The 21,470-nt window shown below is 62.7% G+C and carries 29 protein-coding genes and 1 riboswitch; of the genes, 11 read left to right on the forward strand and 18 right to left on the reverse strand.

Annotation, left to right across the window (positions count from 1 at the left end; all coding sequences use genetic code 11):
• Window positions 1-25: 25 nt before the first annotated feature.
• Window positions 26-379, reverse strand: a complete 354-nt coding sequence (locus LB552_RS22320) for a cupin domain-containing protein (protein ID WP_224529553.1) — start codon at window positions 377-379, stop codon at window positions 26-28.
• 247 nt (window positions 380-626) lie between these two features.
• On the opposite strand from LB552_RS22320, the gene LB552_RS22325 reads away from it, so the two are divergent.
• From LB552_RS22325 to LB552_RS22340, 4 genes are all read left to right on the forward strand, one after another.
• On the forward strand, window positions 627-938 hold the full coding sequence (locus LB552_RS22325; RefSeq protein ID WP_095768303.1) for a hypothetical protein: 312 nt from the start codon (window positions 627-629) through the stop codon (window positions 936-938).
• Between the two features lie 152 nt (window positions 939-1,090).
• Window positions 1,091-1,420 (forward strand): hypothetical protein, encoded by a 330-nt coding sequence (locus LB552_RS22330; RefSeq protein ID WP_224610304.1) that lies wholly within the window; start codon window positions 1,091-1,093, stop codon window positions 1,418-1,420.
• A gap of 144 nt (window positions 1,421-1,564) precedes the next feature.
• Window positions 1,565-1,897 carry a hypothetical protein gene (locus LB552_RS22335; protein WP_224610306.1) on the forward strand — a complete coding sequence of 111 codons (333 nt, stop codon included), beginning with the start codon at window positions 1,565-1,567 and terminating at the stop codon, window positions 1,895-1,897.
• A gap of 105 nt (window positions 1,898-2,002) precedes the next feature.
• Window positions 2,003-3,283 (forward strand): DUF763 domain-containing protein, encoded by a 1,281-nt coding sequence (locus LB552_RS22340; RefSeq protein ID WP_224610308.1) that lies wholly within the window; start codon window positions 2,003-2,005, stop codon window positions 3,281-3,283.
• Window positions 3,284-3,383: 100 nt separating this feature from the next.
• Here the strand turns inward: LB552_RS22340 and LB552_RS22345 are convergent, their stop codons facing one another.
• Together LB552_RS22345 and LB552_RS22350 are read right to left on the reverse strand one after the other, a co-directional pair.
• A complete protein-coding gene (locus LB552_RS22345) occupies window positions 3,384-3,980 on the reverse strand; it encodes a DUF6456 domain-containing protein (protein ID WP_224610310.1) in 597 nt (198 codons plus the stop codon).
• A gap of 189 nt (window positions 3,981-4,169) precedes the next feature.
• On the reverse strand, window positions 4,170-5,009 hold the full coding sequence (locus tag LB552_RS22350) for a GcrA family cell cycle regulator (protein WP_224610312.1): 840 nt from the start codon (window positions 5,007-5,009) through the stop codon (window positions 4,170-4,172).
• Between the two features lie 648 nt (window positions 5,010-5,657).
• Here LB552_RS22350 and LB552_RS22355 point away from each other — a divergent pair.
• Together LB552_RS22355 and LB552_RS22360 are read left to right on the forward strand one after the other, a co-directional pair.
• Entirely contained in the window at window positions 5,658-6,290 is a 633-nt protein-coding gene (locus tag LB552_RS22355; protein WP_095768299.1) for a helix-turn-helix transcriptional regulator, read from the forward strand.
• A gap of 149 nt (window positions 6,291-6,439) precedes the next feature.
• Entirely contained in the window at window positions 6,440-7,309 is an 870-nt protein-coding gene (locus LB552_RS22360; protein ID WP_224610314.1) for a DUF2167 domain-containing protein, read from the forward strand.
• Window positions 7,310-7,368: 59 nt separating this feature from the next.
• Here the strand turns inward: LB552_RS22360 and LB552_RS22365 are convergent, their stop codons facing one another.
• From LB552_RS22365 to LB552_RS22380, 4 genes are all read right to left on the reverse strand, one after another.
• A complete protein-coding gene (locus LB552_RS22365) occupies window positions 7,369-8,379 on the reverse strand; it encodes an ABC transporter substrate-binding protein (RefSeq protein WP_224610317.1) in 1,011 nt (336 codons plus the stop codon).
• A complete protein-coding gene (locus LB552_RS22370) occupies window positions 8,376-9,149 on the reverse strand; it encodes an ABC transporter ATP-binding protein (RefSeq protein ID WP_224610319.1) in 774 nt (257 codons plus the stop codon). The genes LB552_RS22365 and LB552_RS22370 overlap by 4 nt, the downstream gene beginning before the upstream one ends.
• Window positions 9,146-9,940 carry an ABC transporter permease gene (locus LB552_RS22375; RefSeq protein WP_224610397.1) on the reverse strand — a complete coding sequence of 265 codons (795 nt, stop codon included), beginning with the start codon at window positions 9,938-9,940 and terminating at the stop codon, window positions 9,146-9,148. Before LB552_RS22375 ends, LB552_RS22370 begins: the two co-directional genes overlap by 4 nt.
• Before the next feature lie 327 nt (window positions 9,941-10,267).
• Window positions 10,268-10,876 carry a Ykof family thiamine-binding protein gene (locus LB552_RS22380; protein ID WP_224607795.1) on the reverse strand — a complete coding sequence of 203 codons (609 nt, stop codon included), beginning with the start codon at window positions 10,874-10,876 and terminating at the stop codon, window positions 10,268-10,270.
• Window positions 10,867-10,979: riboswitch (TPP riboswitch) on the reverse strand. Its footprint overlaps the gene before it by 10 nt.
• Window positions 10,980-11,198: 219 nt before the next feature.
• Between LB552_RS22380 and LB552_RS22385 the strand changes: the two genes are divergently transcribed.
• Entirely contained in the window at window positions 11,199-11,543 is a 345-nt protein-coding gene (locus tag LB552_RS22385; protein ID WP_224610322.1) for a hypothetical protein, read from the forward strand.
• A gap of 545 nt (window positions 11,544-12,088) precedes the next feature.
• Here the strand turns inward: LB552_RS22385 and LB552_RS22390 are convergent.
• From LB552_RS22390 to LB552_RS22410, 5 genes are all read right to left on the reverse strand, one after another.
• On the reverse strand, window positions 12,089-12,280 hold the full coding sequence (locus LB552_RS22390; protein WP_224610324.1) for a dihydrofolate reductase family protein: 192 nt from the start codon (window positions 12,278-12,280) through the stop codon (window positions 12,089-12,091).
• Between the two features lie 24 nt (window positions 12,281-12,304).
• Window positions 12,305-12,478: a hypothetical protein gene (locus tag LB552_RS22395; protein WP_224610326.1), complete on the reverse strand. Its 174-nt coding sequence runs from the start codon at window positions 12,476-12,478 to the stop codon at window positions 12,305-12,307.
• Window positions 12,479-12,710: 232 nt separating this feature from the next.
• The gene (locus LB552_RS22400) at window positions 12,711-12,965 is read right to left on the reverse strand and encodes a DUF2934 domain-containing protein (protein ID WP_224529611.1); all 255 of its coding nucleotides are present in this window, start codon (window positions 12,963-12,965) and stop codon (window positions 12,711-12,713) included.
• A gap of 108 nt (window positions 12,966-13,073) precedes the next feature.
• The gene (locus LB552_RS22405; protein WP_095768291.1) at window positions 13,074-13,283 is read right to left on the reverse strand and encodes a hypothetical protein; all 210 of its coding nucleotides are present in this window, start codon (window positions 13,281-13,283) and stop codon (window positions 13,074-13,076) included.
• 128 nt (window positions 13,284-13,411) lie between these two features.
• A complete protein-coding gene (locus LB552_RS22410; RefSeq protein WP_140541659.1) occupies window positions 13,412-13,711 on the reverse strand; it encodes a DUF1236 domain-containing protein in 300 nt (99 codons plus the stop codon).
• A 214-nt stretch (window positions 13,712-13,925) separates the two neighbouring features.
• Between LB552_RS22410 and LB552_RS22415 the strand changes: the two genes are divergently transcribed.
• Window positions 13,926-14,276: a DUF982 domain-containing protein gene (locus LB552_RS22415; protein WP_095768289.1), complete on the forward strand. Its 351-nt coding sequence runs from the start codon at window positions 13,926-13,928 to the stop codon at window positions 14,274-14,276.
• A 180-nt stretch (window positions 14,277-14,456) separates the two neighbouring features.
• On the opposite strand, the gene LB552_RS22420 is transcribed toward LB552_RS22415, so the two are convergent.
• Together LB552_RS22420 and LB552_RS22425 are read right to left on the reverse strand one after the other, a co-directional pair.
• Window positions 14,457-14,678 (reverse strand): hypothetical protein, encoded by a 222-nt coding sequence (locus LB552_RS22420; protein WP_140541743.1) that lies wholly within the window; start codon window positions 14,676-14,678, stop codon window positions 14,457-14,459.
• 216 nt (window positions 14,679-14,894) lie between these two features.
• Window positions 14,895-15,194 (reverse strand): DUF1236 domain-containing protein, encoded by a 300-nt coding sequence (locus LB552_RS22425; RefSeq protein WP_224529617.1) that lies wholly within the window; start codon window positions 15,192-15,194, stop codon window positions 14,895-14,897.
• A 274-nt stretch (window positions 15,195-15,468) separates the two neighbouring features.
• Here LB552_RS22425 and LB552_RS22430 point away from each other — a divergent pair, with 274 nt between their 5' ends.
• Together LB552_RS22430 and LB552_RS22435 are read left to right on the forward strand one after the other, a co-directional pair.
• The gene (locus LB552_RS22430; protein WP_318012056.1) at window positions 15,469-16,338 is read left to right on the forward strand and encodes a DUF1236 domain-containing protein; all 870 of its coding nucleotides are present in this window, start codon (window positions 15,469-15,471) and stop codon (window positions 16,336-16,338) included.
• Window positions 16,339-16,623: 285 nt separating this feature from the next.
• Window positions 16,624-16,971: an exopolysaccharide production repressor protein gene (locus LB552_RS22435; protein WP_224529620.1), complete on the forward strand. Its 348-nt coding sequence runs from the start codon at window positions 16,624-16,626 to the stop codon at window positions 16,969-16,971.
• A gap of 297 nt (window positions 16,972-17,268) precedes the next feature.
• Here the strand turns inward: LB552_RS22435 and LB552_RS22440 are convergent, their stop codons facing one another.
• Together LB552_RS22440 and LB552_RS22445 are read right to left on the reverse strand one after the other, a co-directional pair.
• On the reverse strand, window positions 17,269-17,676 hold the full coding sequence (locus LB552_RS22440; RefSeq protein WP_140845421.1) for a hypothetical protein: 408 nt from the start codon (window positions 17,674-17,676) through the stop codon (window positions 17,269-17,271).
• A gap of 348 nt (window positions 17,677-18,024) precedes the next feature.
• Window positions 18,025-18,519 (reverse strand): cytochrome b, encoded by a 495-nt coding sequence (locus LB552_RS22445; RefSeq protein ID WP_224610328.1) that lies wholly within the window; start codon window positions 18,517-18,519, stop codon window positions 18,025-18,027.
• Window positions 18,520-18,762: 243 nt separating this feature from the next.
• Here LB552_RS22445 and LB552_RS22450 point away from each other — a divergent pair, with 243 nt between their 5' ends.
• Window positions 18,763-19,305 (forward strand): J domain-containing protein, encoded by a 543-nt coding sequence (locus LB552_RS22450; protein ID WP_224529647.1) that lies wholly within the window; start codon window positions 18,763-18,765, stop codon window positions 19,303-19,305.
• Between the two features lie 639 nt (window positions 19,306-19,944).
• Here the strand turns inward: LB552_RS22450 and LB552_RS22455 are convergent.
• Entirely contained in the window at window positions 19,945-20,787 is an 843-nt protein-coding gene (locus LB552_RS22455) for a hypothetical protein (protein ID WP_224548517.1), read from the reverse strand.
• Between the two features lie 324 nt (window positions 20,788-21,111).
• Window positions 21,112-21,363 carry a hypothetical protein gene (locus LB552_RS22460; protein WP_224548515.1) on the reverse strand — a complete coding sequence of 84 codons (252 nt, stop codon included), beginning with the start codon at window positions 21,361-21,363 and terminating at the stop codon, window positions 21,112-21,114.
• Between the last annotated feature and the right edge of the window lie 107 nt (window positions 21,364-21,470).

A 21,470-nucleotide genomic window follows, 5' to 3' on the forward strand; every position in this document is an offset into this window, starting at 1 on the left:
GATTGACAGCTTCAGCGTCGCGCCCCTACCCCGCCACAACGACAAAATGCTTCGTCACCGGCTCGAGGATCTTCCACGTTCCTTTGAAATCGGCCTCGACCACGAAAGCATCGCCGGGGCCGACCTCGACCGGCTCGCCGCCGTCGGGCGTGATGATGATGCGGCCGGCGATCATGTGGACGAATTCATAGTCGGTGTAGGTGGCGTGATAGGTGCCGGGCGAAGCGCGCCAGGTGCCGGACATCACCTTGCCGTCCTCGGTGGTGTGCTGCACGGCCGTCTGCATGGTCGGCCTGCCCTCCACGACGATCCAGCCCGGCAGGTCGCCGGCCTCGGCATGCTCGACGGCTCCGAATTTGAGAATGGTCTGCTTGGTCATGGGAGCTCCTGCGGTTGAGATTTACGTCAGGTGTGGCATAGCCGATGGCGCCAAGGGTGCGCGAGCTATGCTGCGACCTCGCGCGACGCGTTCCCCTGGTCCGTGCAGCCTTGCGGGCGAAGCGAGTGCTTTCCCGCATTGCGAATGGGCTCGTCCCCGAGACAGGGCCGCGCATTTTCCTCGGAACACCGGCCCCGTCGAAACCGTTTATCCCCTGAAGGGGCGTCTGCAACTCAAGGAGGCAGCGATGAAAAAGCTTCTGCTTGCTTCGATGATCGCCATCGCCTCGGCGTTCGCGATTGCGCCGGCTAGCGCCGGCAGCGTGCAACTCGGTATAGGCGTCGGTCCAGGCTATGACGACGACTATTATGGCGGATACTACCCTCACCGCTATTACCGGCATGTCTACGATGATGACGACTACTATGTCCCGGATCGTGAACGTTATGTGGTCCGCTATCATAGCCGGTATTATGGCGACAATTGCCGGGTCAGGATCGTGAAGCACTGGCGCCATCACCACCGCGTCATCGAAAAAATCCGCATCTGCGAGCGCTGACCGAGCGGTGCCCATGATTGGCTGATCTCCTACTCGCGAGGGAGATGGCCGCCCGCCCATCCCCAGGGATGGGCGGGCGAATATTAGCGATTTGGAACATAACCTGCCTCCGGCGCGTTTATGGGGTGATCAACTCCAGGGAGGAGGTAGTCATGAAAACGCTCCTGCTCGCCTCCGTTATAGCCATTGCGTCGGCATTCGCCGTGATCGGCCCGGCCAATGCCGGACGCCTAGAATTCGGGATCGGCATCGGGGACGGTTATTACGACGACGATTACGACGATTACAGGCCATTCTATGGTGACGACTATTACAGTGACCGCTACATGTATCGGCCGTATTACCACCAGTATTACAGCTACAGGCCGCATTACTACCGGAATTACTATTTCCGGCATCACAGGCGCTGCCAAGTCGAATATGTGAGACACTGGCGTCATCACCACCGGGTCTACGAGGCGATCCGCATCTGCAGCTATTGAACCTCGCTGGCAACGAGGGGCTGGCTTGGTAGCCGCTTTTGCGACCTATCCTCGAGGGTGACCAGCGCTGCGAATATTAGCGATCGGGAACATACGCTTGCAGCGACCGTTTATTTGGTAATCGGCCTTCAGGAGGAGGTTGCCATGAGAAAACTCTTACTTGCTTCGGCGATTGCCGTCGCCTCCGCCGCAGCCACGGTCGCGCCTGCGGATGCACAGTTCTTCGGACCGTTCGGCGGCTTCAGCCCGTTCTTCGGTGTCCCGTTCTACGGCGGCGGCCCGTTCTACGATTACGGCGGCCGCTATTATGGACCGCGCTACTATGACGACTATTATCCGGGCTACGTGGTCCGGTATCCGCACTACCGGTACCATCGGTATTACAGGCACTACTACATCTATCCCCATCGGTACCACCACAGGCATCATCACCGGCACCATCACAGGCATCACCACGGGTATTATTACCGGTATTAGCGGGCCGGCGGACTGATCTCCCTCCTCGTGGGGGAGATCGCGTCGGCGCCTTGCAAATTCCCGGCAAAATGCCATCTAATTCTCCGGCATCCACGGAGAACATCCTTGACGCAGCGAAGCGGCAGCGCCGACCTGCCGCTGCATGGCGGGCGGGTCCCGAAATGGCTGGGCGATCGGATGACGAAGCTCGGCGCAGTGCTGTGCGAGGCGATTGTCCATCATTACGGCCGCGATGAGCTTTTGCGGCGTCTGGCGCATCCCTTCTGGTTCCAGTCCTTCGGCGCCGTGATGGGCATGGACTGGCATTCCTCGGGCATCACCACCTCGGTCATCGGCGCGCTGAAGCGCGGGCTCAACCCGCTCAGCAACGAGCTCGGCATCCATGTCTGCGGCGGGCGCGGCGCGCATTCGCGCAAGACGCCCGGCGAGTTGCTGGCGATCGGCGAGCGCGTCGGGCTGGACGGCGATGCCCTGGCCACCGCCAGCCGGCTCGTCGCCAAGGTGGACAGCGCCGCCGTGCAGGACGGCTACGACCTCTATCTACACGGCTTCATTGTCACCGATGACGGGCGCTGGGTGGTGGTGCAGCAAGGCATGAATGGCGATGCTCGCCAGGCACGCCGCTACCATTGGCTGTCGGAGGGGCTGGAAAGCTTTGTCGACCAGCCGCATGCGGCGATCGAAGGCGAGCGCCAGGGCGAGATCGTCAACCTCACCGACCGTCGCGCCGAGAAAGCCCGCGGCGGCCAGATCGCGCTGCTCAAGACGATGAGCCCGGAAAAGATCCTGACCGAGTTGGCCGCGCTGGAACCGCGGTCGGAGCCTGAACCGGCCGCGCAGCCGCTGCTGCCCAACCTCGTCATGCCGGCGCATCACGACGTGCGCGAAAGCGACATCGTCATGCGCCGCCTGCATGGCAACATCGCCTCGGCCATCGAAAGCGGCCCGAACGATTTTCCTGAATTGCTGCTGATCCCCGGCGTCGGCCCGCGCACGGTGCGGGCTCTGGCCATGGTGTCGGAAGTGGTGCACGGCGCGCCCTATCGCTTCTCCGACCCGGCCCGCTTCTCCCTCGCCCATGGCGGCAAGGACCGCCACCCCTTCCCCGTCCCGCTGAAAGTCTATGACGAGACGATCGCCGTGCTGAAATCGGCGGTGGGCAAGGCCAAGCTCGGAAGAACCGAAGAGTTGGAGGCGCTGAGGCGGCTGGACGGCGAGTCGCGCAGGATGGAGCGGTATGTGACGGGGCCAAGCTTGAAGGAGATCGTGGCGGGAGAAATGGACCAGTCGCATCTGCTGGGCGGACGGAGCGTGTTCGGGTGGGAGGGGGAGCCGGAGGGTGGCGAGGAGCCAACCTCCAAAACGCACACCGGACTCCGCAAATAACGTTGAAGGTCAGCGCCTCTGCAAGTTCACGTCAGCAATCTCACATGGTGATTCACTTTGCTTTGCCAAGCTCTTGATTTGGCCGCGTCCATCTCGCCCCCTACCCAACCTTCCTCCCCATCATCCCGTAATGCACTCCCAGCAGGTCCAGCCCCACCTTCAGCAGCTTCACCACCACATCGCGGCCGTCGCCGCTGCGTTCGGCGATGGCTTTCACGGACTGGCCTTCGAGGCAGATCTTTCGCACCACTTCCGCCACGTCCCAATGGGCCAGCGCAGCGGCAGCGTGGGCATACGCCCGGCCGGCTGACAGCACCCGGTCAGGGACGCCGCCGCCGATCCGGCCGCTATCGACTCGCTCGCTCCAGGATTGCGGCTGCAGGCCTTCGCGCTGGCTGCGCTCGAAATCGTCGCGAAAACGCCCTCCTGCCTCGCGCTGCTGGCGGCTGAGCGAGGTGATGCCGGTGAGCGGATCGACATTGCGCAGGCGCACGACGCCGGCGGTGGAGGTGTAGCCGCCGTTCGACACCTCGTAGACGCGGCGCGCCTCCGCCGTGCCCGGGGTGAGCCGTTGGCGGCCGAAGGCGTCCGTTTTAAGCGCGAAGTCGTGACCGACCTCGCGGCGGATGCGCACCTGCTCTGCCTCGCCCTTGGGGAGTTTTGGCGGCTGCGGTTTTTTGGCGGATTTGCGGGGCATGGGGGTCCTTGGGTTGGGTGGGACGTGTCAGAACCTGGGTTCCTCCCCCGCTAAAGGCGGGGGAGAGGTGTCCGCGAAGCGGACGGAGCGGGGGGCCTTCCTAGGGCGCTCCCCTCTCCGTCTCGGCTTCGCCGAGCCACCTCTCCCCACTTCGTGGGGCGAGGAACCTTGATCTTGCCGGGACGCCTCTCACACCCCTCCCCCGCGACGACCGTGGAACCTTGCATGGTGATGGGCGCAGTAGGAGCGCGTGGCCGAGGTCGGCAGGCCGCAGCAGAGCATGTCCGGTCCCGGGCGCGTGCCGACGGGATCGGCTTCGGCATCCTCGCGTAGCGCAAGATCGAGTGGCGCGCGGCAGCGGCCGAACAGGCAGTCGAGGAAGCGCATGGCCGCTACATGCGGCTGGCGGCCAGGGTTCACCGGAGGCGGCGGCGCCGGGAGTTTATAGAGATGCGCTTCGGATTTTTCGCGGGTGCCAGGAGCGAGCCAGGCAGGCGGAAGCGTGCGCGCGGGTTTGCGCAGCTTAGTCTTTTTGGAGGCGCGGTTGGTAAGAGCGCTAATGGCGTCCGGTTTCACGGAAACCGCATAGACCGACAGGTCTGCGGGACAGCACCCCCCTCTGTCCTGCCCGTCCTCCGCAGCAGCTGCGCTGCAGCTGCGGAGGGTGGACCGGACATCTCCTCCGCGAGGGGCGAGATTGGCTGTGGCAGCGTCGGTGTCTTCCACTTGCCGCGCAAGTGCAGCCGGCTCGGAGAGCGTCACGCCTCCGGCCGCCGCCCTGCCCCGCCTGCCCGGACGATCGGGCCGGGCGTGCTTCCTCGGCCTGCCGCCGGCGCGGCCGCCCTTAGGATTGGCGAAGCCGATGGCGCTCAGACCGGCGTTGCGGTGGACGACGCCGATGATGGCGTTGCGCGAGACCGGGCTGCCGCGCAGCGCGCTGAAGCGGCCGGCGATGCGCGAGGCCGACAGCCCTTCCTTCAGCAAGGCGGCGATTTCGTCGATTTCTTTCTCGGTGTAGGCGGCTGCCATCTGCTCATTCCGTTGATTGCGAAGCGCTTGGGCGAAGCGCCAGGTTTCAGGCCAGGCGCCAGGGTTTCGGCCGAAAGGCCGCTTGGGGATCAGGTCGGCGAAAGCGTTGAAGGTCAGGCGGCGCCTGGAGCGTTCAGGCGACGTAGCGCGGCCTCGGCGGCGGTCCGCGTCAGGCCCGACACCGCGCGGCCCGTCTTCCGGTCGAACAAGATGACGGTGCCGTCCTCGGTGCGGATGCAGCTTATGCCCGAATTGGGGGCCGGAGCCGGGGGAGGAACGGCTCCGGCCGTTCCGGTGAACCGGGGTGCGGGCGGTTCAGCCGGATCCGGGGCAAGCGCCCCGGAATGCGCCCGGACCGGGGAGGAGGACGGTCCGGACGATTGGAATTCGACAGGCGATTCGAACGGGAAAGACGGTTCGAATTGGAAAGGCAACGCGTTCATGCCGCCTCCTTTTGCGTGGCGGCGAACGCGTCGATGCTCCGCCAGGAATCGATAAGCCCTGAGATGCTCGTCGGCGGCACCGGAATCACCGGCTGTACGGAAATGCTTGCGGGATGTTCATTCATGCGCTAAGCGTACGTTGTGTACGAAATACGCGCAAGCGAAATCGTACACTTTGGACGATAATTTTCAGGCATTTTGTACGATGATGGATTCTCGGCACAGATTGCAGCAGGCGCGCGCCCAGGCCGGCTATGCCTCGCCCAGCGATGCGGCGCGGGCCTTGCGCGACATCAACAAGAACACGCTGATCAGCCACGAGAACGGCAACCGGCCGCTGTCGCGCAAGGCGGCGGAGAAGTACGGCCGGCTGTTCGGCGTCGATCCCGGCTGGCTCTTGTTCAACGGGGATGGCGCAGAGGCGGCGCCGGTCAATTTCGCCCCCTCGCCCGTCACCATCGATGTGCCGATCGTGTCGTGGATCAGCGCCGGCGAGCTCGGCAGCCAGGACAGCGTCGTCAACCTCTCCGACTATCCGACCATCCCCACCGCCGACCTCGAGGAAGGCGAGTGGATCGCGCTGCGCGTCGACGGGCCGTCGATGAACAAGATCTCGCCGCCGGATTCGATCATCTTCGTCAACCTGCGCGACAAGCGGCTGGTGACCAATGGCTGCTACGTGATTTCAGACGAGACGGGACGCGCCACCTACAAGCGCTGGCGCCCGAACGACAACCCGCCGTTCCAGCCGGCATCCTACCTCGACATCCCGCCGCCGGAGCTGGAGGGGGCGATCACGATCATCGGACGGGTGAAGCGGTCGATGATCGATATGTGAGGGCTGGGCGGCGGCATGTCGCCTCAAGAGCAGTGCGGCAGGGCTATGGTTGAGGCAAAGAACAAAAAGAGAACTTTTCGTCTTGTGCTTGTCCTCGAAATACTCTTATATCACGGATGCGTGAGGTTGGGTCCATAGGGGAGGGGGTAATGAACAAGTCGGTCAGGGAAAACCTGATATTCGTTATGGTGGCGCATGCCTGCTTCCTGGCGCAGCCGGCCATCGTGCATGCCGAGGATACGGACTATCATCCGCAAAATTTTATCCAGCCTCTGAGCGCCGCCAGAGGCACAATCACTCCGGCTGGCGGCGCCGCCTTCTACCTGAAGCCGGACCGCTGCAACCTGGTGGTGAAGGAGTTCGGCTGGGACCGCGACCAGTGCGGTACGATCGACCAGTTGATCTTCGGCTTCACGCCGGAGATCGATAATCTCACCGTCGAAAAGCCCGTGTCGGACGGCTATGTCAGCCTAGCGGACTGGGACAGCGCCGACCGCAACGAAGAAATTAGTTCCCTGGAGGAGAGCTTCAAAGAGTCGGTCAAAGCGCAGTCGCAACGGCTTGGACAGGACATCCGCTTCGACGGCTGGCTCCTTTATCCGCAAATCGATAAGGGTAAGAATATCCTTTACTACGCCAACATCCTGAACTGGGCCGGCGACAGGACGATCAACATCTCGGTCTCGGTCTTCGACCGCCAGGGCTATGTCCCAATCAAGATCGTGCCGGTGAACGGCAACATCACGAGCGATGCCGTGCAAAAGATCGTCGAGGCGTCGGCCGACGCCTACAAGCCGAAGGCCGGCAGTTCCTATTTCGAATTCTCCAGCGGCGACAAGGTGGCCGGTTACGGCGCGCTGGGCGTCTTGGCGACGATGCTCGGGGTCAAATACGGCAAGGCCGCCGGCGTCGGGCTGATCGCGCTGGCGCTGCTGGTGCTGAAGAAGGGCGCCTTCCTCGTGCTGTTGCCGCTGGTGTGGCTGAGAAGGCTGTTCAGCCGCAAGAAGGCCGATAGTTGAAGTGAACTTGCGGGCATCCTGAGACATTGAGTTCCTTCGTGCCCCCTCAGGGGGTGGCCCTACCCCACAAACTCATTCGTGAAATAGGCCCCGAGATTCGGCCGCTCCTTTAGCACCTTGCCGTCGCCATCAAGCAATATTCCCGAGGCGAACAGATACCCGCCCATCGCCTCCATCTTGGCCTTGTCCATCGTGCCGATGGCGCCGTCCGCGCTTTTCAGGAAGTGCCCGTCGTTCAGCGCCTTCAGCGAGGCTTGCACCAGCGCTGGGTTGGTCAGCGTATCCTTGTTCGCGGCGATCAGCAGCTCGCCCGCCTGCTGCGCATGATCGACGGCGAATGCGTAGCCGCGCCGCGTCGCCTGGACGAAGGCCGCGGCCGCCTGTCGGTTGGCGGCGAGGAAGGCGTTGCTGGAGACGATCAACGTGGTGTGCTCGTCCGGCACGCCATAATCGGCATAGCGGAAGCTGCGCTGCTTGAGCCCCTTCAGTCCGGCCTCGACGCCTTCCCAGGTCGAGACCTCCAGCGTGAAATCGACCGCGCCGTTGGCCAATGCCTCATAAGCCGAGGTACCCAGCGTCACAGTGGAAAACTCACCCTTGCCGCCGTCATGGCGGATGATGGTCGAGATCAGCGCGTTCTCCCAGGCGCTGCCGAAGCCGCCATAGGTCAGGCCGTCGAGATTTTTCGGAGTCTTGATGGCGGCGCGGTCGGCGTTGAAGACGACGTGGCCGGTCTCCGACTGGACGACGGCGTAGACGGCCTTCAAATCCGCGCCCGCGCTCTTTTGCGTGAACAGGCCGAGCGAGCCGGAAATGCCGAAATCGGCGACCTGGCTGGCCACCAGCGTGCCCGAGCCGGTGTCGGCATAGGGCAGGATTTCGACCTCGATGCCCGCATCGCGGTAAAAGCCCTTGTCGCGGGCGACGAACAGGCCGATGTGATTGGTGTTGACGGTCCAGTCGAGCGCGACGGTGATTTTTTGCGCGGCGGCCCGGGCACGTGCAGCAGTCCCGGCAAATGGCAGGCTGGCGGCCAGAAGCATCGCTTGGCGGCGGGTGAAGTCGGTCATCGGTTTTCTCCATCGGATGGTCGGGAAATCGGTTCGGCGGCGCCGAGCAAAATGTCGAGGATGCCGGCCTCCATCCCGGCGGCCTCACGGGCAAACGCCGTGCTCTCGGTGCGCGGGCGCGGCAGCGGCACAGCCACCTCGCGCACCACCCGCGCGGGCCGCGCCGACAGCACATAGATACGGTCGGACAGAAGCACCGCCTCGCGCACGTCATGGGTGATGAGCAGCGCCGTCCAGCGATGGTTTCGCCACATCGTCTCCAGCCAGCGCTGCATGGCCGCGCGGGTGAGCGCGTCGAGCGCGCCGAACGGCTCGTCGAGGAGCAGCATGTCGCGCTGCTGCACGACGGTGCGCAGCAATGCCGCGCGCTGGCGCATGCCGCCGGACAGCTCGGCCGGCCAGGCGCGCTCGAAGCCGGCAAGGCCGAACTCGGCGAACAACGGGGCCACGCGCTCGCGCGCCGCGCGGCGCTTCATGCCCTGCACCTCGAGCCCCAGCGTCGCATTGTCGATGACGCGCCGCCACGGCATCAGCGCATCGCGCTGCGGCATGAAGGCGAAGCGGGCGCCATCGAGCGGCGCGCCGTCGAAGCGCACCTCACCCTCGCCCCGGATCGCGCCGGTGAGTAACTGGAACAGTGTCGACTTGCCCGCGCCGGAGGGGCCGAGGATCGAGACGAACTCGCCTTCTTCGACATGCAGCGAAATGTCCGCCAGAACCTCGAGCGCGCCGAAGTTTTTTCGCATGTTGCGGAGCTCGAGCCGGGTCATGGCCGGCCCTCTCGGGAAGGCTTGTCGCCATAGCGCCCCGCCCTTTCGCTCTTTGCATTTTCCCAGGGCACGGCGAGACGCTGGGCGAGCACGGCGAGGCCGAACAGCGTGAGCGTGAGCGCCGAGCTGACCGCGACGGCGGCGAGCACCAGGTCGGGGCGGAAATTGTTCTTGGCGCTGAGCATATAGATGCCGAGCCCTTTGGCGGCGCCCGCATATTCGGCGAAGATGGCGCCGACCACGGCATAGGTGATGGAGATGCGCAGTCCGGCGAAGAAATAGGGCAGCGCCGACGGTAACCGAGCGAGCCAGAAGATGCGCCGGCGCCCTGCTCCCATGGCGGCGAGCATCTGACTGATTTCCTTGGCCGTGGCGGCATAGCCCTCGACCAATGCCACCATCATCGGAAAGAAGGTGACCAGCGCCACGAGCAGGATCTTCGGCAACAGCCCGAAGCCGAACCAAAGCACCACCAGCGGCGCGATCGCCACCAGCGGCAAGGTCTGGCTGGCGATCAGGAGCGGGAACAGCGCGCGGCGCAAGGGGGCAAAGAAGTCAACCAGCGCCGAGAGGATGAAGGCGGCAACGAGCGAGCAAGCAAAGCCCGCCAGCGTGGCACGGATGGTGGGAAGCGTGTTGTCGCCCAGCGCCGCCCGGTTCTCCCAGGCCTGCGCCAGCACGCGCGAGGGTGCAGGGAGCACGGTAGGGGCGATGCCGCCAAGGCGGGCGTAGAGATCCCAAGCGACGAGAAGGAGAGCGAATGCGAGGGCAGCGGGGAAGATCTTGGCGATGGCGGACGCTACAGCTGATCTCCCCCCTTGAGGGGGAGATGGCCGGCAGGCCAGAGGGGGGCGCGAAGGAACGCCAGCTTTCGAAAGTTGTGCGAAAGCAATTGGCGAACGCCGCGCGCGCAACCAGTTGAGCGGCCGGCGGGACAGCACCCCCCTCTGCCCTGCCGGGCATCTCCCCCGCAAGGGGGGAGATTGGCCGTCACCTCGGCTTTCGCCGATCGCCGAAGGTTCCCTTCTCTCCTGCGAGATGGGACTGGGAGCATCTCCCCGACGCGATGGATCAAGCCAAACAGCCACGACATCTACCTCGATAGATCGAGCTTGCGCTCAAGCCGCGGTCGGGCTGTTCGCCGAAATGGTGATATCGAGCGTCACGTGACCGGCACCCGGCCCGAAGCGGCAGAAGGCTTCGTTCAGCGTGGCGAACACCGCGCCGGCGTCGCCGCGCAGCTTGGTGCAAAAATGCTTGGAGCGTTCGAAGACGCCCGACCGTTTCAGGAAATCGATGCAGCCATAGATCTCGTCCATGTGGTCGCCGGTGCCCATCACATAGAGCGAGAATTGCGCCGCCACCGGCTGGTTGGTCGAAAGCGTGGCCCCGACGGCGCGCAGCGCGGCGCGCTTGCGTTCGTCGAGCGGGATCGCCGGGCCGCCGATCTCCTCGGAGCGGCAGATCGGGTCATCCGGCTCGCCGGGGCAGCCGCGCGAGACGGCGGCCGACAGCACACAGTGCCTGCCGCTTTTGGCGGCCGCCACGAACAGGTCGCGCATGGCTGGGAACAGCACCTCGGGCGGCCCGACCAGCAGCGTCGAGATATCGTCGGTTTCGATCCTCAGCCTGTCGCGGTAAGGATCGAGCGCGCCAAGCGCGCCAAGGATCACGCCGACGAAATCGTCGGCCATGGGATAAAGGGAAATCTGTGCGCCGGAAAACATGGCCCGCCTCGCTCCGCTGGTATTATCCAGATCAGCTTTAGGGTCCGGAGGCTTGCCGCCACCATCTCAGCCCCGACCGTACGGAGCACCCCTGTGGATGGCCGGGTTAAAGCACTGTTTGCGGTGCTGGGAAAGCGGTTTTTTGCGGTGTCAGTTGGGCCAGGCGCCCATCTCCCTATGGGAGATGCCGGTGGTTATAAGATTTTTGTAGTTTTGTTATAACTGCTTTATCTAACTATTTTGTCGTTCATGTTGTACGAATCCCGCTTGATTGCTTTTCGTACATAAAGTACGATACTTCCCTTCCATTGAGGGGATTTGCTTGAACACCGCGAACCATGCCGCTTTTGCCGACCTCTCCCACCCGTTGTTGTCGCCTTTGCCGCTCGCCGAGCGCGAACGCCTTGCCGGTGCCTGGCGCATGGCCAGCCAGGACATCGCCGACGACATCCGCTTCATCCGGCAATATCTGAAGGTGATCGCCGAAAAGGAGGAGCGCCTTTCGACCGGCGCGCTGGTGCACGGCCGCGTCTATGTTGAGGCCTGTGCCGCCTGGCTGCCGGAGACGGCGGCGCGGTATTTGCGCAACCTGAGGCTGATCAGCGAATGCGAAAGCGCGATGATCGCCGCGGGGGTGAGGTTTGCCCGCTCGAGCGACGCCTGGTGAGGAGCGTTCTGACCTCTTCCGTTAGAGAAGGGAAGGAACTCCAAGGCCGCCAGCGACGAGAACAATCATGTCGCTGCAACCCTTGGCTCTGGGCCTCGAAAAATGCATCGTTTCACACAATCGCCAATTGGTGGACGCGGGCGAGCGGCCGGGCGTTAATTCTGCGCAGGCGAAGGAGGGTAAAGCCGTATACCAGGGAGGAATTTCGTTTTGATGGACCAACAAATCGACATCGGCATACAGCCTGACGATCAGCCCTACGAAGTCACTTCATTCGCCCGCAAGCATGGCCTGACGGTCCCGGTTGCCGACGCGGTCCTTTTCGCCAAAGGTCCGTCGCCGTCACGCGCAGCTTGCGACATGGCAGCGCTTGCCTTCCTCTGCGCGGTCGCGCGATACGCCGGAAAACAAGGGACGCGATAGCCTCCTCTTATAGCTTAATTGCAACCCGCATGCCGCCGGCCTGGCTGCTGGCGGCAGCGATGCCGAGCGTGCCGGTCAGCCGGCCGCCATGGTCGAAGCCTTCGCTCAGAGGTCGTGACGGTTCAGCGGGGAGCGTAGATGCGAAGCATGGTGCCGTTATCGTAAGCGGCCGTCACGAGGACGTTTAGCGCGTCCGTCAAACCGCTGAATAGCGGTTTGCCACCGCCATAGGCGATCGGCCGAGTCAGGATGACATACTCATCAATCAGACCTGCCTTCGACAGCGCCTGAGCGAACTCTGCGCCGCCCCGCAATAATTTCGCCGCCGGGTGGCTTTTTCAATTTAGCGATTCCTCGTGCAGGTCACCTTTCGCAATAGTGGACTCTGGCCAAGTTGCCTTTTTCAGCGTTTTCGAAAACACGACCTTGGGGATGACGTTCATCGGCGCGGCATAGGCATCCTCGGATTTTTGCCAGTACGGGCCCATTTCCTCGTAACTCACGCGGCCCATGATGTGTGTGCCAGCGCGACTGATGCGATCGAGTTTCCACCGCTTGAGCTCTGCCGTTCAGGAAAACCGCCCGTCGACATTCCTACCGGCCCTACGCCATATCCGTCGACCGACATGGTCATGATCAAGACGACTTTGCGCATGGTCGGTATATCCTCCGGGCACAGTTCTCTCACGGAGCGTCGCACCGTCACATGATCCGGTGGAAAGGGGTGCAGGCCTTGGCTGGCGGTCAGCCCTTGGTCTTCTTGGCGGGGGACTTTGCCTTGGCCGGGCCCTTGGCGGGCTTCTCCGCCTTGGCCGCTTTCGGCTTGTCGGCCTTGGCGGCGGCGGCCTTTTTCGGGCTCTTGGCTTTCGGCTTGCCGGCCGCATCGACTTCGGCCGTCGCCTGATCCCAATGCTCCTTATGAGCGCCTTCGGGCCGGCCGGCCTGCTCCCAGATCTCGTGCGCGCGCTGGCGAATGCGTTCGTGCCTGTCGTCCGTCACTGTCGCCTCCTGATGTTGGGACGGTTCCCCGGCGCGAACATTAGCCGAATTTTCGCGTGTCGTCTTCGGTATCACGAACAAGCGACCCGACCTGGACGGCAATTTCGCTCAGTGTCCGTCGGTAACGACCGCGATGCCCAGATGCGCTGCCTTTTTTGTAATCAATCCGGCTAAATCCGCGTCAGAGCGGTCGGTCCCCGTGCGCTGGCGCAGCAGGGTAATCGCCTCGTGCATCGACAGCAGGCCAGTCCTATGCTCGGCCAAAAGCTTGTCGACTTGGCGTGCGATGTCAGGTGATTCGACGTGTGGATGATGCATGGCAACGACTCCTTCCGCGCTTCGTTGCCTCCCAAACCACTGCCCTATCTTAGGCCTTATGCCCGGATGCGAAAAGAGCCCGATCCTTGCCCAGTGCTTCGGAGGATCGGGCTCTTCCAGGGCTGGATCTACTCGATCACCTGAACAACGCGGCGCGTGCCGGGATCGATCAGCACCGTATGGTCGTTGACGACCGCATACCGGTACTGGACGTCCGGAACCTGCTGCAACTCGACGGTGTCAGGCACGGTCGAGCCGACGCCAAGCTCAAGGCCGAGCACATTGACCGAGGCGATCGGATGCTTGTGGACATATTCCTTGACCACGGTCTGCTGCTCGGGGGTGACGATCACCTCGTCCGCGGCCGCGATGCCGATGCCGGCCATCAGAGCCAAGCCAGCGACAGCTGGAATGAGGGTGGTTTTCATCGTTTCTCTCCTGTTGCGTTGGTGAGCTCCGCCCTGCCTCCGCAGGGGCGGAAACACGAGCAGGTCGAACATGGGAGCTCGGGGGGCAAACGCTGCCGGCGGGGTGTTGTTCCGTCAGCGGCGACTAATTGATTTGGCGGAACCTTCGCATCGGCTCCGCATTGGAAGGCATTGAAACTGCCCAAGTCTTTGAAATCCTAAGGATGCCGCAGTCATGCAGGAAGGCTCCATCAGAAGCGACATCGAACTTCGCCCCCCCGTGGCCATCGCGGTGGGTGCCGGCTTCAAGCGCGAGATCGCCTCTCTTACCGCTATGCAGAACTTTCTCAAGGAATGGCCCCAGGCCATGCGGGGCGGCAGCTACGCCAACGCATTCCGCGCCTGTGAGGCGGCGCGGAGCGGAGAGATCGATCTCGACAAGGCGCGACAGGCGTTCCTGGTCTTCGCGCGGAAGGCCGGGATCGAATGGACGGGCGCCGATCCCGTCGCGGTGCTGCGCGAAGCAAAGATCAGGCGAATCCGGGCACGCGAAAGCCGGGCACCAAACCGGCACGTGCCTGGCTAGGCCCAGCCTGGACGCGTTCGGCACACCGTGTGATCGGCGTTGTCATGCAAGCTTTGGGATTTGGCCGGCCGATCCTGGGAGCAAGCTCGGCGCCTCCTGGCGTCCATTTTGCCTGCAGACCGCCGCCTTCCCGGCTGACGGTCGGCTGAAACGATCCGGGATCTCGACTGGTGGCCGCTGTCAGTTCGGCGCCGATTCGCCCAGCGCCTCGGCAACGAAGGACGCAGCGATCAGATCGTCGGCCTCAATGCGTAGGGAGCCCTCGCCGCCCCCCATGATCGCCGCGACCTTCTGGAAAGCCTTCATTTCATGCTCGGTGATTCGGGCGTCTTGCATCCTGGCTTTGAGATGGGCAACACGCATCCCGAGTGAACGGGATGTTCCGATTTCTCGTTTCGACATGTTGGTAAACTCCTCCTCGCCCCGCCCGTACTGTTCGCCACCGCCCGTATTTTCACGTTGCCACTGGTTTGTGTTGTCTATGAGACAACGTGAACCAGAGCCGGTAACTCAAGCGCTGAGGGAAGGTTCCGTTAGCACATGGTAACAAAATAATAATCGGTTAATGGCCCGTCGCCGTAACCAGGCGGCGGGCCATCCGATTTGATGCGCTATCGATCAATCGAGGACCTTGACGATCTTGCGGGTACCGGGGTCGACGATCACCGTCCGGTTATCGACGACGACGTAACGGTATTTGACGTTGGGCACTTCATGTAATTCGACCGTGTCGGGAAGCGTGCTGCCGATATTCAGCTCGACGCCCGGAACCTTGACCGAGGCCAGCGGCTGTTTATGCACGTATTCCTTGATGACGGTTTCCTGCTCCGGCGCGATCACGACATCCTGCGCGGCAGCCGCGCCGATACCAGCAAGCAGCAGGAAGCCAGCGGCGGCGGAGGTGAGGTGCATTTTCATTGGTCGTCTCTCCTATGTGGATCTGAATCGAATCGCCTGAATGCTGCGCCTGCGATTTTCCACAGCGGGTCGGCATTGCCGTAACGCCGTTCGCCTACCCTTGTTCCTGCAAAACTGGACCGGCGCCTGCAAAAACAACTGCCGCCGTGTTCCGCGACCATCGCCTTCGGCCGTGGCAACAATTTCGGAACAATGCGTTTCGGGCTGGGTTACCCATCCGAAGGGACCGACTTTCCGAGGAGAAAATCCAATGAAACATCTGCTGATCACAAGCATGATCGCGCTCGGCGTCGGTTGCGGCGCCGCGATGGCGCAGACCGAGTCCGCGCAGCCGAGCGGCGGCGACAATAATTGCACGGCCGGCACGGCCGATTGCCAAAAGGGCGGCAAGGCGGGCGGCCAGGCCCAGGGTCAGATGAAGTCGCAAACCCAGCAGAACGCCCAGGGCAAGGCCGGCGCAAACACCGAAGAGCAGGCTCAAGGCAAGACCAAGATGAAGACCGAAGAGCAGGCTCAGGGTCAGTCAGGCGCCAACACTGACCAGAACGCCCAGGACAACACACAGCTGAAGAAGAAGCAGCAGGCGCAGGGCAAGACTGGCACCAGCACCGAACAGAACGCCCAGGGCACCACCAAGATGCAGACTGAGCAGAACGCCCAGAGCAAGACCGGTACGACGACCCAGCAGAATGCCCAGAACAAGACGAAGACCCAGACCGATCAGCAGGCTCAGGGTAAGACCGGCACGACCACCGAGCAGAACGCTCAGGGCACCACCAAGATGCAGACTGAGCAGAACGCCCAGGGCAAGACCGGCACAACCACCCAGCAGAACGCCGAGGGCAACACCAACGTCGAGACCGACCAGAACAAGACGGCGTCGATCAATAACGTGACGGTGGAACAGAGGACGCAGATCACGCAGGTCATTCATGAGAGCCATGTCGAACCGGTTCGCGACGTCAGCTTCGACATCTCCGTCGGCGTCGAGGTGCCGCGCCACAAGGTGCGTCTGCACCGTCTGCCGGCCCGGATCGTCAAGATCGTTCCGGCTTATGAAAACTATGAGTATTTCGTCTTGGCCGATGGACGCATCGTCATCGTCGACCCGGACACCTACAAGATCGTAGTGATCCTGAGCTGATCCGGTCAGCATAGCGGATAAGGGCCCGCCCGAGTGGCGGGCCTTTCTGCGTGGAGAGGCATCTTAAACCAGGCAGGCAGTCGCCCGCATGCGCTGCGGTCCATTAGGCATGACTTGAATGTCGCCGGCTCGGGAACGATCCGGCGCAATTGCCAGTTGTCACAGCGGAAGTCCTGCGTCCGTGGTCCCTGTCGGGGCCGGACGAAAGGGCAATGGGGCCGCCGGCAAACCGTTCAAGCTTGCGGTCCACCCGGAAAAGGTGCATGGGTCAAAATGGGTAGAGATATGGGCGAGATCGCTGATGGCCGAATATGGTCGCGGCGCTCGGTTGGGCAAATGTATTTTCCGCAGTTTCTTGTGGGAATGGTTGGCACGCTTCTAGTGATCCTCGGCTGGACCTTCATGTCCACGGGATCTGTCTGGATGGCGATCGGTTGGACATTCCTGGCGGCCGTGGCTCTGCAGGCCGGCTATTTCGTGGCCGTGCTCTGGCTCGTGCACAGTGAGACCCGGGTAACCGACGAAGGCAAAGCGGACGTAAGCGCGGCACCCGCCAAGATGCCCGGACCGTTCGAGCGCGATGGCATCATCCACGCCCTCATCTTGCGGCTGTTCCCGAAACTGCTTCCCTGATCGCTTTGCGTCGGTTCCGGCCGCGGACGGATCATTCTATTCCTTCTCGACAGGCATCCACGCCGCAATAGCCCGGCACGTTACCTCTTCAATTCGACCGCAAAGGCCATGCTACACCTCGGCGCCAGGGCGCGAGGCGTCATCCGTTGCATCGGAGCCGATAGACCGCCACTAGCTTTGCATCGGCGATGGGCCGCCATCAACAAAATCGATGCGGCGCAACCAAACGCCGGCTGCAGCTCTCCTTGATCGGAGGCTGTAGCCGGCGCGCCTGAAATCCCTGCTCGGTTCGCCCAGCTAGCGCGCGGTGGCCGGTGAGGCCGAGCGCACCGTTTCCGTCGACGAGAAGACGACGAAGCCGAAGACCAGCACCGCGGCGGCGACGATCAGCGAGCCGATTGCCACGACCGGCTCGATCTCCGGGTGGCCTCCCGCCAGCATCCAGTAGAGCGCCGGCAGCATGATCACGATGCCGACCGTATAGAGGCCGTAATGGATCATGGCGATGCGGCGCTCGGCCTTGGCCGGGTTGAGCGCATAGTAGCCGCCGAAGATGGCGCTGGTGACCCAGCCAAGAAGGTTGATGTGAGCATGCGCCGGAAAGGCACCGTGATCGCCCGAAATCGCCATCTGTAGTCCGGCGGCGACGCCCAGGACGAGAAAGACGATGGCCGTCTTGAAGAAGAGTTCCGATACCCGTGGCATTTGTTGTCCTCCCAATGCCTCTGTAAACCCGACTCTGCGCAGTCTACATCGTGCGAGCGATATTAGCCATGACGCACCTAAGTCGGTGCGGCCTTCGGGCGAAAGCCGCGAGGTTTGGCGGCGGTTTTGCAAAAAAATGGCTCGCCTCTTTCGAAGCGAGCCGAAAAGGGAGCCGGGCTTGAGGTCGGCTCCATCCAGGTTGCCACCTGAATTCCAAGCAGAGCTAGCGTAACAAAGCCCGGAATTTATTCCACCGCAACGGGGCAAAGGTTTTTCCGACACGCGGCCGCTAGCCTTTGCCGATCGGCCATCGCACAGAAGACGCCGCCGGCCCGCATATCTCCCCAATCAGCCGGCGGGCGAAAGCATGCGCTTCAGCGTCCCGTCCCTCAGCCAGAACTGATGGTAGAGCGCCGCCACGACGTGGACAGCGATCATCACGATGAATGCCGGCTTGGCAAGCGAATGAATGTCACCCCAAGGGTCGCCCAGATAGAACGCCAGAAGCCCGATTGCCGGCGTTGCCAGCAACAGCACATAGAACAGGCCGTGCGATACATGCGCGGCGACCCGCATCCATCTCGATTCATGACCGGCGGGGGCCGGCGCGCCGGATACCAGCCTGAGGACCAGTCGAACAAGCACAAGCGCAAGAACGGACAGGCCGACCCAGTAATGAGCTGAGCCCAGCGCCTGGTCGGTGGCCGATACCGGCTGGCCGTCTTCGGCGGCGTCCACGACGACCGTCATGCTCTCACCGAAGAAGAGCTGAAATAAAACCAGCGCTGCAATCAGCCAATGCAGCGCGATCTGAAAAATTGAATATCCACGTCTGGTTTCCATCGCGACCGTTCCCTGAATACAAGGCGTCCCACGCCTTAACGTTGCTGAATAGTCGCGAGGACGATGGCCGAATTTGGCTCGAAAGCTCCCGTAATTGTGGCCACAATCTTACATTTTCGTATGGCGAGCATTCGCGCCGGCCTTGGCGGTTCGAGACTAGGACCGGCACCTTGCAAGCGCGCAGCATTTGGGCAATGCTTGGGCCTGGGGGAGTGGTTTCCGTAATTTCGGAAGCGCGATTACATGTTCATCGACTACTACGAAGTTCTGGAAATAAGCCCGAACGCCAATTCCGAGACCATCGAGCGGATTTTCCGCTACTTTGCCATGCGCTATCACCCCGACAATCGGGAAACCGGCAATGAATCGCGCTTCAGCGAGATCGTTGAAGCCAACAATACACTCCGCGACCCCGTCAAGCGGGCTCAATACGATATCCTTTACCGCGAGCATCTGGGTCTTCGTCATGAACTCACCGAGGGAGCGCGCGACGGCGGCGGCATGGAGCGCGATTCCGTCATCCAGGCCAACCTGCTGTCGCTTCTCTATGTGAGGCGCCGGCGGGACGTCAACAATCCGGGCATCGGCGACGACGAACTCGAGCGCCTGTCCGGTTGCCCCCGCGAGCACCTGGAGTTCCACCTGTGGTACCTCAAGTCGAAGGGCTTCATCGGCAGGACGGAGAACGGCACGTTCGCGATCACCGTGGAAGGCATAGATCACGCCGGGGTTAAGCAGGGCCGGAATCGCCCTGACGCCACCCGCCTGCTCGATCACGCCGAATGAGCCGGTTTGCGTCGCCCTGATCGTCAAAGGTCCGCCTGCTGGCCTGAACCAGCGGCGGGCACGACGAAGGAACAGCTACATCCCGCAGGAATCGACCGTCCTCCTCTCCTCACCTCCCCGTATCTGGGCGGTTCCACCGGGGCCGCGGAGCATGCCATGCGCCTTGGAGGGCAGAACAGCGTCGGTGACTTAGGCACTGTGCGCCCTCGAATACAAGGCGACTGAGGTCTGGCGCACTGCCGCAATTGGCACGGCTTGCGACGGCAAATGCAGTCGCGAATGCAGGCACCGCTGGAGCTTGCTCTTGTGTGACGCAGTCCGTTCCTGGCCGGTGCGAGATCAAAGGGATTGCCTGCCCGCCGTGCCGGCGATAAACATGTCGCAGCACGATATATTATCCCGCGGCGCGCAGAAGAGCGTCCGCAAGCCGGCGTCTCGGTTTCGACCGCCGGCCACCCGGAAAACAGGTGGCAACCTGGTGCGGGATCAGCACCCGGCAATGGCGCTCCCGCTTTGGCTCGTCTCGACTGAGGCGAGCCATTTTTCTGCCGGAGACGGCGCGCCCGTCGCCCTGTCAACAAAAAACCGCCGGGCGAGGCCCGGCGGCTTTCGCTCGCCCTCCGGTCGGTTCGTCCGGCCTTATGGGGTTGTTGTGGTTGTCGCCGTGGCCGCGGCTTGCGCGTCGATCTTGCCCGCCAAAGTATCCTTGGCCCAGGCGGTGACGTCGGCGTCGACTGGCTTGTTGGCCATGTCGGCAAGGGCAGCGTCCAGCGACGCATCGGTGGGAGGCGGCGCGTTGTCAACCGCGGCCTGCGCATCGGCGATCGCCTGGGCATCAGTGGTGCTGATCGCGGCGTTCTGGGCGTCAATCTGTCCCTGAACGTCGGCGATCTGCGCATCGAGAGCCGCCTGCTGTTCGGGCGTGAAGCCGGTTGTGTCGGTCGCGTTGAGGTCGGCGAGTTGCTGAGTGAGGTCGGCCAGCTTGCTCTGGTCGGCGGCCAGTTGGGCGTTTGCCGCGTCGAGGTTGGCCTGGGCGTTCTTGGCTGCCGCGGCCTGCGTCACGTAAGCCTGGACGCCGGCGAACTTCTTGCTCTTGGAATTCATATAAGCGTTGATGTTGCGCTGCAGCGAGTTCAGCCGGCCGAGCTTGGCGTGAATGTTCTTGTCCTTGGGCGTGGCAGACGTGGTCGTATCGTCAGTCGTCGCGTCATCGGTCGAGTTGTCATCCGACGCGCTGGCATCGGCGCTCTTGTTGTGGCCCGGAGCCGAGGCCGAGTTGCCGTGCGAGGCGCCGCTCTTGCCGCTGCCCCCGCCATTTCCATGACCGCCACCGTTACCGTTACCGCCGCCGTTTCCGTTGCCGCCGCCATGGCTGCCGCCATTGCCGTGGCCGCCGCCGTTACCGCCGGCGCCGGCAAGCGCGGGGGCGGTCGCAAGCGCGAGAATGGCCAGGGATGCCAGAAGTGTCTTTCGCAATGTCATTGTGCTTCTCCGCAGATGAATCGTCACTATGGCCCAACCGCTAGGCAGCCTCTTATGAGAATTTCCTAATGGCGTCGGATAAACTTTAAGCAACTGCGGTCGCGAAATGAGAGCATAGCCGCGGCCTCTCCGCAATTTTCCCAAAACACCAGGTTAACCCGTTGAAAATTTAACGTAAATACAAAGGGCTTAGCATCTGTGGGCCGTTTGGAACAAAGAAGGCCCTTGTCTCGCCAGACCATGGTCCCAAGAGGCAATTGCCGCCGCGACAATCCCCTGCAATCGGATCACCTGCGCCTTTGGAACCCTGCCGAAAGGTCGGGGTTAAACAAGCGAAGGGACATTGCCTAAAAGGACAGTCACCATGAAACGAATTCTTCTCGTTGCCGCCTTTGTTGCTTTGTCCGGTGGTCTGGCGACGGCGCAGTCGGGCACGACATCGGGTAGCTCATCGACATCGTCATCCACCACAACGACGATGCCCAGCAGCCAGGGCACAGACACGACCACGACGAACTCGACCAATTCGAATTCAGCGAAGGACTGCGCGCCTGGGCAACAGACCGGCAGTGCCAAGCAGGCGGCCCCTGGCCAACAGGATACGAGCGCCAAATCCAACGCTCCCGGCCAGATGAAAACCACAACGGAAGGCTGCTAGCCACCAGGCACAAGTGGGGCTGGCT

Origin of the sequence: Mesorhizobium sp. CA7, assembly GCF_020165015.1 — a bacterium.
Lineage (GTDB): Bacteria > Pseudomonadota > Alphaproteobacteria > Rhizobiales > Rhizobiaceae > Mesorhizobium.

Bases quoted from the DNA above. Each gene is read 5' to 3' on its own strand.
- LB552_RS22395 (WP_224610326.1), bottom strand. From the start codon at position 12,478: ATGGGCCGCGTGAGTTACGAGGAAATGGGCCCGTACTGGCAAAAATCC.
- LB552_RS22410 (WP_140541659.1), bottom strand. From the start codon at position 13,711: ATGAAAACCACCCTCATTCCAGCTGTCGCTGGCTTGGCTCTGATGGCC.
- LB552_RS22440 (WP_140845421.1), bottom strand. From the start codon at position 17,676: ATGCCACGGGTATCGGAACTCTTCTTCAAGACGGCCATCGTCTTTCTC.
- LB552_RS22445 (WP_224610328.1), bottom strand. From the start codon at position 18,519: ATGGAAACCAGACGTGGATATTCAATTTTTCAGATCGCGCTGCATTGG.
- LB552_RS22370 (WP_224610319.1), bottom strand. From the start codon at position 9,149: ATGACCCGGCTCGAGCTCCGCAACATGCGAAAAAACTTCGGCGCGCTC.
- LB552_RS22330 (WP_224610304.1), top strand. From the start codon at position 1,091: ATGAAAACGCTCCTGCTCGCCTCCGTTATAGCCATTGCGTCGGCATTC.
- LB552_RS22350 (WP_224610312.1), bottom strand. From the start codon at position 5,009: ATGGCAGCCGCCTACACCGAGAAAGAAATCGACGAAATCGCCGCCTTG.
- LB552_RS22435 (WP_224529620.1), top strand. From the start codon at position 16,624: ATGGGCGAGATCGCTGATGGCCGAATATGGTCGCGGCGCTCGGTTGGG.
- LB552_RS22425 (WP_224529617.1), bottom strand. From the start codon at position 15,194: ATGAAAATGCACCTCACCTCCGCCGCCGCTGGCTTCCTGCTGCTTGCT.
- LB552_RS22360 (WP_224610314.1), top strand. From the start codon at position 6,440: ATGAACAAGTCGGTCAGGGAAAACCTGATATTCGTTATGGTGGCGCAT.
- LB552_RS22420 (WP_140541743.1), bottom strand. From the start codon at position 14,678: ATGTCGAAACGAGAAATCGGAACATCCCGTTCACTCGGGATGCGTGTT.
- LB552_RS22345 (WP_224610310.1), bottom strand. From the start codon at position 3,980: ATGCCCCGCAAATCCGCCAAAAAACCGCAGCCGCCAAAACTCCCCAAG.
- LB552_RS22405 (WP_095768291.1), bottom strand. From the start codon at position 13,283: ATGCATCATCCACACGTCGAATCACCTGACATCGCACGCCAAGTCGAC.
- LB552_RS22365 (WP_224610317.1), bottom strand. From the start codon at position 8,379: ATGACCGACTTCACCCGCCGCCAAGCGATGCTTCTGGCCGCCAGCCTG.
- LB552_RS22355 (WP_095768299.1), top strand. From the start codon at position 5,658: ATGATGGATTCTCGGCACAGATTGCAGCAGGCGCGCGCCCAGGCCGGC.
- LB552_RS22455 (WP_224548517.1), bottom strand. From the start codon at position 20,787: ATGACATTGCGAAAGACACTTCTGGCATCCCTGGCCATTCTCGCGCTT.
- LB552_RS22430 (WP_318012056.1), top strand. From the start codon at position 15,469: ATGATCGCGCTCGGCGTCGGTTGCGGCGCCGCGATGGCGCAGACCGAG.
- LB552_RS22380 (WP_224607795.1), bottom strand. From the start codon at position 10,876: ATGTTTTCCGGCGCACAGATTTCCCTTTATCCCATGGCCGACGATTTC.
- LB552_RS22415 (WP_095768289.1), top strand. From the start codon at position 13,926: ATGCAGGAAGGCTCCATCAGAAGCGACATCGAACTTCGCCCCCCCGTG.
- LB552_RS22320 (WP_224529553.1), bottom strand. From the start codon at position 379: ATGACCAAGCAGACCATTCTCAAATTCGGAGCCGTCGAGCATGCCGAG.
- LB552_RS22325 (WP_095768303.1), top strand. From the start codon at position 627: ATGAAAAAGCTTCTGCTTGCTTCGATGATCGCCATCGCCTCGGCGTTC.
- LB552_RS22335 (WP_224610306.1), top strand. From the start codon at position 1,565: ATGAGAAAACTCTTACTTGCTTCGGCGATTGCCGTCGCCTCCGCCGCA.
- LB552_RS22450 (WP_224529647.1), top strand. From the start codon at position 18,763: ATGTTCATCGACTACTACGAAGTTCTGGAAATAAGCCCGAACGCCAAT.